This window comes from Streptomyces sp. SID1328, assembly GCF_009865595.1.
In the GTDB taxonomy this organism is placed as follows: Bacteria; Actinomycetota; Actinomycetes; order Streptomycetales; family Streptomycetaceae; genus Streptomyces; species Streptomyces griseoluteus.
On record NZ_WWKH01000002.1, the window covers coordinates 1 to 10,263 of the forward strand.

A 10,263-nucleotide genomic window follows, 5' to 3' on the forward strand; every position below is an offset into this window, starting at 1 on the left:
GCACCGGCACCGCGCGGCCCGCCGAGACCACGTAGGGCGGCAGCGGGGTGTCGTCGTCGGCCGGGGCGAGCACCGAGACCTCGTGGCCGAGGCGGATGAAGTACTCGGCGAGGTCCCGGATGTGGAACTGGACGCCACCGGGCACGTCCCAGGAGTACGGGCAGACGATCCCGATTCTCACGCGGGTCCCTTCGCCGGGTCGAGGTCGGCGAGCCACAGCCGCTGGAGCATGTGCCAGTCCTCCGGGTGCTCGGCGATCCCGGAGGCGAAGGCGTCGGCCAGCGCCTGGGTCATCGCGGCCGTCTTCTCGATCCGTGTACCCGTGCCGGGCACCTCGACCGGCGGGTGCACCCGGCCCTGCATCACCGGCGAGTCGTCGTACCAGAGGGTGACCGGGAGCAGCTGGGCGCCGGTCTGCTGGGCGAGCAGGGCGGGCCCGGCGGGCATCCGGGCGCGCTCGCCGAAGAAGTCGACCTCGACGCCGGCGGCCGACAGGTCCCGGTCCGCGACCAGGCAGACCAGGCCGCCGTCGCGCAGCCGCCGGGCCAGGGTGCCGAACGCGGAGGCCCCGCTGTGCGCCAGCACCTCCATGCCCAGGCCCTCGCGGTAGGCGACGAACCGGTCGTACAGCGTCTCCGGCTTCAGGCGCTCGGCGACGGTCGTGAAGGGGATGCCGAGCGTGGTGGTGACCCAGGCGCCGGCCAGGTCCCAGTTGGCCAGGTGCGGCAGCGCCAGTATCACGCCCTTGCCCGCGGCCAGGCCGTCCGTCAGGTGGTGGGCGCCCTTGGGGTCGAAGCCGGTGCGCACCCGCTCCGCGCTCCAGGCGGGCAGCCGGAAGGACTCCATCCAGTACCGCAGGTAGGAGCGCATGCCCGCGCGGGACAGCTCCGCGAGCCGTTCCGGGGAGGCGCCGGGCACCACGCGGGCGTAGTTGGCCTCCAGCCGCTGGACACCCTTGCCGCGCCGCTTCCACGCGGCGTCCGCGACGGTACGGCCCAGCCGGGCGGCGACCGGTTCGGGGAGCTTCTTGACGGTGCTCCAGCCGAGCCCGTACAGCCCGTCGGTGAGGCGTTCGGCGGCGGTCACTTGGCCGCCTCGCTCCCGGTGTCGAGCCGGGCCGCCTCTTCCGCCTCGGCGGACTCCCGGCGCACCGTGACGACCCGCTGGACCAGGGTGACGAGACTGCCCACCGCGACGATCCACAGGGCGACCGGCAGCAGGTACTGGATCCCCGGCACCCCGAACTTGTGCAGGCCCGCGAAACCGGCCGCGACCAGCGAGATCACCAGCCGCTCGGCCCGCTCCACCAGACCGTTCACCGCCACCGGCAGCCCGATCGCCTCGCCGCGCGCCTTGGTGTACGACACCACCTGGCCGCTGGCCAGGCAGAAGATGGAGACCGCGCACAGCACGTCGTCCTGGCCGTTGCCCGCGTACCAGAGGGCGAAGCCGCCGAAGATCGCGCCGTCGGCGACCCGGTCCAGGGTGGAGTCCAGGAAGGCGCCCCAGCGGCTGGAGCGGCCGAGCTGGCGCGCCATGTTCCCGTCGACCAGGTCGGAGAAGACGAAGAGCGTGATCACGATCGTCCCCCAGAAGAACTCTCCCCGGGGGTAGAAGACCAGCGCACCCGCGACCACACCCGCGGTGCCGATGAGCGTCACCGCGTCGGGGCTCACCCCCCGCCGGATGAGAAACGCGGCGAACGGCGTGAGGACACGCGTGAAGAATGCACGCGCGTACTTGTTCAGCATGGCCTTCCCGACGGTCGGTGTCGCCGTGGCCCCTGGTGGCCGTCGGCTGGCCCATCGTAGCCACGCGCGCCCGCGCACGGGGGCGCGCACCCTCCGCCACGGCACGATCCGTGACATGCACACGGTGACGCACGGGCCTCCGAGGGTCCGTCGTATGGACGCGGCATGACGGGAGTGGAAAGCTCGAAGGACCGCGGGCGCCGCCGGAGCCGCCGCACCCACGCGGGACCCCGCCGCGTTCGCGTCCCCGATGACCTCACCGTGCACGGGAGGCAGAACCATGGGCGACAAGACGCACGCACACCCCGGAGCCGCCGGCAGAGCAGTGACGGCCGACCACCCCGCGTCCGTACGGAACGTGGTGCTGGTCGGCCCCTCCGGATCGGGCAAGACCACCCTGGTGGAGGCCCTCGCACTCACCGCGGGGGCGGTGAACCGGGCGGGCCGCGTCGAGGACGGCGGCACCGTATCCGACCACGACGACATCGAGCACCGCCAGCACCGCTCCGTACAGCTCTCGCTGGTCCCCGTCGAATGGGACGGCATCAAGATCAACCTCCTCGACACCCCCGGATACGCCGACTTCGTCGGGGAGCTCAGGGCCGGTCTGCGCGCGGCGGACGCGGCCCTCTTCGTCGTCTCCGCCGCCGACGGCGTGGACGGCGCGACCCGGATGGTGTGGGAGGAGTGCCAGGCCGTCGGCATGCCCCGCGCCATCGTCGTCACGCACCTGGAGTCCGCCCGCGCCGACTTCGAGGAGATGACCCGGGTGTGCGCCGAGGCGTTCGGCGCCGACGACCCCGACGCCGTCCTCCCCCTCTACCTCCCGTTGCGCGGCGCCGCCGGACCCGACGGCCACGCCCCGGTGACCGGCCTGGTCGGCCTGCTCTCGCGGAAGCTCTTCGACTACTCCCCCGGCGAACGCAAGGAGTCCGAACCCGGCGGGGACCAGCTGCCCGCCCTGGAGGGCGCCCGCGACCGGCTCATCGAGGGGATCATCGCCGAGAGCGAGGACGAGACCCTCATGGACCGCTACCTCGGCGGCGAACAGGTCGACGTCAAGACCCTCATCGAGGACCTCGAACGCGCCGTCGCCCGGGGCACCTTCCACCCCGTCCTCGCCGCCGCGCCCGCCGCCGAGGGTGCCCGCCAGGGCCTCGGCACGGTGGAACTCCTGGAACTGATCACCCGAGGGTTCCCCACCCCCTTCGAGCACCCGCTGCCCGACGTCACCGACCTCGGCGGCACCCCCCGCGAGCTGAGCCCCTGCGACACCGAGGGCCCGCTGGTCGCCGAGGTCGTCAAGACCTCCTCCGACCCCTACGTGGGCCGCCTCTCCCTGGTCCGCGTCTTCTCCGGCACCCTGCGCCCCGAGGACACCGTCCACGTGTCCGGACACGGCCTCGCCGACCGGGGCCACGAGGACCACGACGTCGACGAGAAGGTCGGCGCCCTCTCCATGGCCTTCGGCAAACAGCAGCGCCCGGTCACCCGGGCGGTCGCCGGCGACCTCGTCTGCGTCGCCAAGCTCGGCCGCGCCGAGACCGGCGACACCCTCTCCGCCAAGGACGACCCCCTGCTCATGGAGCCCTGGCGGATGCCCGACCCGCTGCTCCCCCTCGCCATCCAGGCCCACAGCAAGCCCGACGAGGACAAACTCTCCCTCGGCCTCTCCCGGCTCGTCGCCGAGGACCCCACCATGCGCCTCGAACAGAACCAGGACACCCACCAGGTCGTCCTGTGGTGCCTCGGCGAGGCCCACGCCGACGTGGCCCTGGAACGGCTCCGCAGCCGCTACGGCGTCCAGGTCGACGTCGTCCCGCACAAGGTGCCGCTGCGCGAGACCTTCGCCGGCAAGGCGGCCGGACGCGGCCGGCACGTCAAGCAGTCCGGCGGTCACGGCCAGTACGCCATCTGCGAGATCGAGGTCGAGCCGCTGCCCGGCGGCTCCGGCATCGAGTTCGTGGACAAGGTCGTCGGCGGCGCCGTACCCCGCCAGTTCATCCCCTCCGTCGAGAAGGGCGTCCGCGCCCAGGCCGCCAAGGGCGTCGCCGCCGGCCACCCCCTGGTCGACGTGCGCGTCACCCTGCTCGACGGCAAGTCCCATTCCGTCGACTCCTCCGACGCCGCCTTCCAGACCGCGGGCGCCCTCGCCCTGCGCGAAGCCGCCGCCGAGGCCCGCATCCACCTGCTGGAACCGGTCGCCGAGATCGCCGTCCTGGTTCCCGACGACTACGTCGGCGCCGTCATGAGCGACCTGTCGACCCGGCGCGGCCGCGTCCTCGGGACCGAACAGACCGGCGCCGGACGCACCCTGATCCGCGCCGAGGTCCCCGAGTTCGAGATCGGCCGGTACGCCATCGACCTCCGCTCCCTCTCCCACGGCACGGCTTCCTTCAGCCGCGCCTACGCCCGCCACGAACCGATGCCGCCCCAAGTCGCGGAGCGACTGCGCGAACAGGACGGCGAGACCCCGTAACCCCCGGCACCGGCGGGCGGCTTCGGCCGTCCGCCGACGCATGGGGCACCGCTGCCGATACGCTGGCCGACGGGTCCCGGACCGGCCGAACCGGCGCCGTGGCCACGGGACATCGCAACGATGTCCGGTTCGGCAGGTGTGCGCGGCGGGGAAGCCGGGAAGGCCGCAGGAGCGACACGGCGGCGATGGGGGCGGGAATGTCGGTAGGGACGGAATGGGACGGGCCTCAGGTGCCCGTCTCCGGGGACGAGGGCCAGGCGGCGACCCTCGCACTGGCCTCGGCGGCCTACCGGGACACCCCCATGCTCGAGATCAAGAAGGCCGACAACGAGTGGCACACGTCCACCGTCAAGGCCGGCCGCATCCCGCTGTTCCGCCCCAACCTGGGCGAAGCCTTCTCCCGCGCCGTCGCCGACCGCCTCCTCGCACCCGGCCGCAAGCCCCTGATCCAGTCCTTCGGCGCCGACCCCCAGGTCGTCGTCGAACACTGCCTGGCCGCCAACAACATCCGCCGCGAACGCGACAACAAGCTGACCCTGGTGATGGTCGTCTGCGGCCTGATCTTCCTGCCTGGCCTCCTCGGCTGGCTCCTGGTCTTCCTGCTCCGCTCGTTCCTGGCCAAGCGCGAGGGCCGGGCCGGGGCACTGGGCACCGCGCTGCTCGCCGGAGTCGGTGTCCTCGCCGTGCTCTTCCTGCTCAAGCTGCCCTTCGGCGGCTTCTGGGGCTGGTACACCCGCGCCGCCGTCGTCATCCCCGTCCTCGGCTGGTTCTGGGCCCGCCGCGTCTGCGAGCGCACCGCCGCCGACCTGCGCGAACGCTGGGCCGGACTGCTCTCCGGCAGCAGCGTCGGCGCCAAGGTCCCCGAGGCCGTACCCCGCAGCCCCGGCGAGACCGCCGCCGAACAGCTCCGCCAGTCCCTGGCCCGGCTCGGCGCGGAACAGCGCTCCAACTCCGTCTTCTACGCCGGCCCCAAGGGCATCCTCGGCATGGGCACCCGCTGGGGTTCCTGGCAGCTCGCCGAGGAACTCGTCTCCGCCGACCCTCCGCGGGAGATCCACCCCTTCAGGAGCTGGGACGTCATACGCGCCATCCACGACCAGCTCAGCCTGCTGGAGCGCGGCCCCCTCAACACCGGCGGCTTCCCCCGCCCGTCGGTACGGCACTGGATCGTCACCCCGATCGGCGAGAAGGCCGACGAGGTGTCCCGGCCCGACGGCACCGACGTGGAGGCGTTCCAGGTCAAGCAGCACGCCATACAGGAGATCTGCAACAAGCAGCAGTTCGGCAGCGGTGACCGGCACTACCTGGGCGTCCAGTGGGCCCTGTGGGACGGCCAGCTCGTCCTCACCATGATGATCACGGTGACCGTCCTCCACGAGACCCTGCGCATCGAGGTCACCGGCCACGCCCTCGGCCCGGTCAACCCGCTCTTCCACACCAAGCCGGCCGCCCCCACCAAGGAGGTCGCCAAGACCCTCAAGCCGTGGGAGAACCGCACGGTCAAGCTCCCCCTGGTCCCCACCGACGAGGTCGTACGGCTCGCCGTCCGCGCCCCGCTGACCTGGTTCCCGCCGACCCTGAACTGGCTGGGCGGCTCCATCGGCCTGCCCGAGCCCTTCGGCCTGCGGCACTCCTGGGCCGACCAGCCCTGGCGCCACCGCTTCATGGCCGACGACGCCCTGCGCGCCGCCACCCCCGTCCTCAGGGTGGTGCACTCCGCCGCGATCAAGGTGCTCAAGGAGAACGGCGTGGACACCGAGAAGTTCGGCGTCCGCTCCGCCTTCCTCAGCGGCCTGGTCCAGGACCCCGCACCGAGGAAGGCCGACCTGTACGACGCGTGAGCGTGCTCAGCTCTCCGGCCAGGCGTCCGCGAGCATCTTGCGGGTGTCGCCCAGCAGCTGCGGCAGCACCTTCGTCTGGCCCACCACCGGCATGAAATTCGTGTCGCCGCCCCAGCGCGGCACGATGTGCTGGTGGAGGTGGGCCGCGATGCCGGCGCCCGCCACCGAGCCCTGGTTCATCCCGATGTTGAACCCGTGCGCTCCGGACGCCGTCCGCAGCGCCGTCATGGCCTGCTTCGTCAGCTCCGCCAGCTCGGCCGTCTCCGGACCGGTCAGATCGGTGTAGTCCGCCACATGCCGGTACGGCACCGTCATCAGATGACCGCCGTTGTACGGGTAGAGGTTGAGCACCGCGTACACATGCTCACCCCGGCGGACGATCAGGCCGTCCTCGTCGGATTTCGCCGGGATCGAGCAGAACGGGCAGCCGTCGTCCGCGCCCGGACCGCTCGGCTTGTTCTCGCCCTGGATGTAGGCCATCCGGTGGGGCGTCCACAGGCGCTGGAACGCGTCCTGCGTCCCCACTCCGATCTGCTGCTCCGGCTCACTCGTCATGCAAGGCAGCATATGGCTTCGCCCGTTCGCGGCGTGTCGCCGGGGCGGCGGGAAGGCTCCCGGCGGCCAAGCTGGGCCGGTGGACCACGACAGAACCAAGACCCGCTGGGAGCACCGCGCGGAGATGCCGCTCACCGTGGCGTCCCTGACGTTCCTCGGTTCCTACGCGGCCCTCGTCCTCGCCCCCCGCCCCGGCACCACCTGGGACGACATCTGGCTGGTGCTGCTGCTCGCCTGCTGGGCCCTGTTCGTCGTGGACTACGCGGTGCGCTGGAGGCTCAGCGGCCAGGGCACCACCTTCGTCCGCACCCACTGGCTGGACACCCTCGTCCTGCTCCTGCCACTGCTGCGCCCGCTGCGGATCGTGCGGATCTACGAGGCCATGGAGCACCGGCGCGGCATGCCCCGGCTCCCGCTGTACGCCCGGGCCATCGCCTACTCGGGGATCTCCACCCTGCTGATGGGCTTCACCGGCGCGCTCGCGGTCTACCAGCAGGAGAAGGGCGCGCCGGCCTCGCACATCCGGACCTTCGGCGACGCCGTCTGGTGGGCGTGCTCCACGCTGTCCACGGTGGGCTACGGCGACGTCGTCCCGGTCACCGCGGGCGGCCGGGTCATCGCGACGGCGATGATGGCGGGCGGCCTGGCCCTGCTGGGCGCGGTGACGGGGTCGTTCTCGTCGTGGCTGCTGCAGGTGTTCTCGCGGGAGGAGGACGACGAACCCCCGAGGCGGCGGTGATGCCTCGGGGGTTCGTACGGATCTGTCCGGGTCAGACCTGGACCCGCTCCGCCACGACCTTCTCGATCTTGGCGATGGCGTCCTCGAACGGGATGCCGTTCTCCTGCGAGCCGTCGCGGTAGCGGAAGGAGACGGTGTCCGCGTTCATGTCCTCGTCACCGACGATGATCATGAACGGCACCTTCTGGCGCTGGGCGTTCCTGATCTTCTTCTGCATCCGGTCCGAGGAGGAGTCCACCTCGACCCGCAGACCCTTCCGCTTGGCCTCGGCCGCGAACTTCTCCAGGTACTCGACGTGCGCGTCCCCGATCGGGATGCCCACCGCCTGCACCGGAGCCAGCCAGGCCGGGAAGGCACCCGCGTAGTGCTCCAGCAGCACGGCGAAGAACCGCTCGATGGAGCCGAACAGGGCGCGGTGGATCATCACCGGGCGCTGCTTGGAGCCGTCGGGGCCGGTGTACTCCAGGTCGAACCGCTCGGGCAGGTTGAAGTCGAGCTGGATGGTCGACATCTGCCAGGTACGGCCGATCGCGTCCTTGGCCTGGACGGAGATCTTCGGGCCGTAGAACGCGGCACCACCGGGGTCGGGCACGAGCGGCAGGCCCTGCTTCTCGGCGACCTGACGCAGGGTCTCGGTCGCCTCCTCCCACGCCTCGTCGGACCCGACGGACTTCTCCGGGTCCTTGGTGGACAGCTCCAGGTAGAAGTCGGTCAGACCGTAGTCGCGCAGCAGACCGAGGACGAAGGTGAGCGTCCGGTCCAGCTCCTCGGACATCTGCTCACGGGTGCAGTAGATGTGCGCGTCGTCCTGAGTGAAGCCGCGGGCGCGGGTGAGGCCATGCACGACGCCCGACTTCTCGTACCGGTACACGGTCCCGAACTCGAAGAGGCGCAGCGGCAGTTCACGGTACGAGCGGCCGCGCGCGTCGAAGATCAGGTTGTGCATCGGGCAGTTCATGGGCTTGAGGTAGTAGTCCACGCCCTCGTCGAGCTGCATGGGCGGGTACATGCCGTCGGCGTACCAGTCCAGGTGGCCCGAGGTCTCGAAGAGCTTCCCCTTCGTCGCGTGCGGGGTGTAGACGAACTCGTAGCCCTCCTCCTCGTGGCGGCGCCGCGAGTAGTCCTCCATGACCCGGCGGATGATGCCGCCCTTGGGGTGGAAGACGGCGAGGCCGGAGCCGATCTGCTCCGGGATGGAGAAGAGGTCCAGCTCGTTGCCGAGCTTGCGGTGGTCGCGCTTCTCGGCCTCGGCGAGGAACTCCAGGTGCGCCTTCAGCTCGTCCTTGGAGGGCCAGGCGGTGCCGTAGATGCGCTGGAGCATCGGGTTCTTCTCGCTGCCGCGCCAGTAGGCGGCCGCGTTGCGCATCAGCTTGAACGCCGGGATGTTGCGGGTGGAGGGCAGGTGGGGACCGCGGCAGAGGTCCTTCCAGCACAGCTCGCCGGTCTTGGCGTCCAGGTTGTCGTAGATGGTCAGCTCGCCGGCGCCGACCTCGACGTCCGCGCCGTCGTCGGAGGAGGCCGAGCCCTTGAGGCCGATCAGCTCCAGCTTGTAGGGCTCGTCGGCCAGCTCCGCGCGGGCGTCCTCGTCGGAGACCACACGGCGGGAGAACTTCTGGCCCCGCTTCTGGATCTCCTGCATCTTCTTCTCGATGGCCTTGAGGTCATCGGGGTGGAAGGGCTTCGCCACGTCGAAGTCGTAGTAGAAGCCGTCCTTGACCGGCGGGCCGATGCCCAGCTTGGCCTCGGGGAACAGCTCCTGCACGGCCTGGGCCATGACGTGCGCGGTGGAGTGGCGCAGGATGTTGAGACCGTCCTCGGAGGAGATCTCGACGCCCTCGACCTCGTCGCCGTCGGACAGCTCGTAGGTGAGGTCCTTCAGCTCGCCCGCCACGCGAGCGGCGATGACGGAGCGCTCGCCCGCGAAGAGGTCGGCGGCGGTAGTGCCCGTCGTCACCACGCGCTCTTCCCGCTCGGAATCGCGTTGGATGATCACACGGACGTCTGACACCGGTCTCTCCTGACTGAAGGCTGAGTGCGGCGCCGTACCAGGAGCGCGCGCACAAGGGATCGTACCGACCCGCCCCCGCCGACCGCGAAACGGTTACTTTGCGTCGCCGTCCCCGTACGCCTCTCCGCACGCCTCCTCGAAGAAGTCGAGGTTCTCCTGGAGGGACTTCATCAGCCGGTCGCGTTCGGTCTCGTCGACCCGTACGGGGACGACCCCGGTGGCGCCGGTGAGCCTGCGGAAGCCGCCCCGGCGCTCCAGCCGGCCGCGCACGCGGACCGGGAGGCCGACGAGGTGGGCGTGGCCCGCTATCCGGTAGTCCTCCTCGCCGAGGGTGAGCCGCAGGTGCGGGACCTCGGCGCCCGCGAGCACCCGCAGCCGTACGGTGCCCGCGCCGCGCGGTCCGGATCGGCGCAGCCGGACGACGACACCGGTGACGCTGACGCTCTCGGAGGGTTCGGCGCGCAGGTAGCGGGCGCCTGCGGCCCGGAGGGCGGGGAGGTCGCCGGGTGAGAACTCGACGGGGCCGGCCGAGGCGGCGCAGCCGTCGGGGATGCCGGCCGCGGGTGCCCAGGCGATGGCGATGCGGGCGCCCTCGGTGCCCCGGACGAGGGCGGTGAGGGCCTCGGTGAGTTCGCGGCTGACGCCGGCTTCCACCGCCCCGTCGAAGGCGTCCATGTTTCCGGTGGCCCGCTGGTAGTCGATGGCCTCGCGGGTGGCGTGCAGGGCGTGGTGGAGACGGACGGTGAGGGGGCGGCCGGCGGGGGCGGGGGCGAAGGCGGTGAGGGTGCGGCCTTCGGCGGCGGGGCCGAGGAGGACGTCGCCGAGGAGCGCGGTGGCGGGGCCGCGGTGCCGGGCGCCGTGGTAGCCGCTGCGCGCGCGGGTGGCGAGGG

7 protein-coding genes and 2 pseudogenes are annotated in these 10,263 nt (G+C 71.7%); 3 read left to right on the forward strand and 6 right to left on the reverse strand.

Translation table 11 applies throughout. The annotated features are described in order from the left end of the window. The 3 genes and pseudogenes from GT030_RS00090 to pgsA form a co-directional block, all read right to left on the reverse strand. Positions 1 to 181, reverse strand: a 181-nt coding sequence (locus GT030_RS00090; protein WP_161199231.1) for a glycosyltransferase, incomplete at its 3' end; no start/stop codon positions are given. Further along, a complete protein-coding gene (locus tag GT030_RS00095) occupies positions 178 to 1,086 on the reverse strand; it encodes a phosphatidylinositol mannoside acyltransferase (protein ID WP_161199232.1) in 909 nt (302 codons plus the stop codon). The genes GT030_RS00095 and GT030_RS00090, both read right to left, overlap by 4 nt. After that, a pseudogene (gene pgsA, locus GT030_RS00100) lies at positions 1,083 to 1,806 on the reverse strand (phosphatidylinositol phosphate synthase). Before pgsA ends, GT030_RS00095 begins: the two are co-directional and overlap by 4 nt. 225 nt (positions 1,807 to 2,031) lie before the next feature. On the opposite strand from pgsA, the gene GT030_RS00105 reads away from it, so the two are divergent. Together GT030_RS00105 and GT030_RS00110 are read left to right on the forward strand one after the other, a co-directional pair. Then, positions 2,032 to 4,230 (forward strand): elongation factor G-like protein EF-G2, encoded by a 2,199-nt coding sequence (locus tag GT030_RS00105; RefSeq protein ID WP_161199234.1) that lies wholly within the window; start codon positions 2,032 to 2,034, stop codon positions 4,228 to 4,230. 197 nt (positions 4,231 to 4,427) lie between these two features. After that, positions 4,428 to 6,071 carry a hypothetical protein gene (locus GT030_RS00110; protein WP_161199235.1) on the forward strand — a complete coding sequence of 548 codons (1,644 nt, stop codon included), beginning with the start codon at positions 4,428 to 4,430 and terminating at the stop codon, positions 6,069 to 6,071. A 6-nt stretch (positions 6,072 to 6,077) separates the two neighbouring features. On the opposite strand, the gene GT030_RS00115 is transcribed toward GT030_RS00110, so the two are convergent. Further along, complete coding sequence (locus GT030_RS00115; protein ID WP_135792734.1) at positions 6,078 to 6,638, reverse strand: HIT domain-containing protein; 561 nt, start codon at positions 6,636 to 6,638, stop codon at positions 6,078 to 6,080. A 67-nt stretch (positions 6,639 to 6,705) separates the two neighbouring features. On the opposite strand from GT030_RS00115, the gene GT030_RS00120 reads away from it, so the two are divergent. After that, positions 6,706 to 7,365, forward strand: a complete 660-nt coding sequence (locus GT030_RS00120; protein ID WP_161199236.1) for a potassium channel family protein — start codon at positions 6,706 to 6,708, stop codon at positions 7,363 to 7,365. Positions 7,366 to 7,396: 31 nt separating this feature from the next. Here the strand turns inward: GT030_RS00120 and thrS are convergent, their stop codons facing one another. Together thrS and GT030_RS00130 are read right to left on the reverse strand one after the other, a co-directional pair. Then, positions 7,397 to 9,373 carry a threonine--tRNA ligase gene (gene thrS, locus GT030_RS00125; RefSeq protein WP_161199237.1) on the reverse strand — a complete coding sequence of 659 codons (1,977 nt, stop codon included), beginning with the start codon at positions 9,371 to 9,373 and terminating at the stop codon, positions 7,397 to 7,399. A 93-nt stretch (positions 9,374 to 9,466) separates the two neighbouring features. Then, positions 9,467 to 10,263 (reverse strand): annotated as a pseudogene (locus GT030_RS00130) (hypothetical protein); the annotation flags it as partial.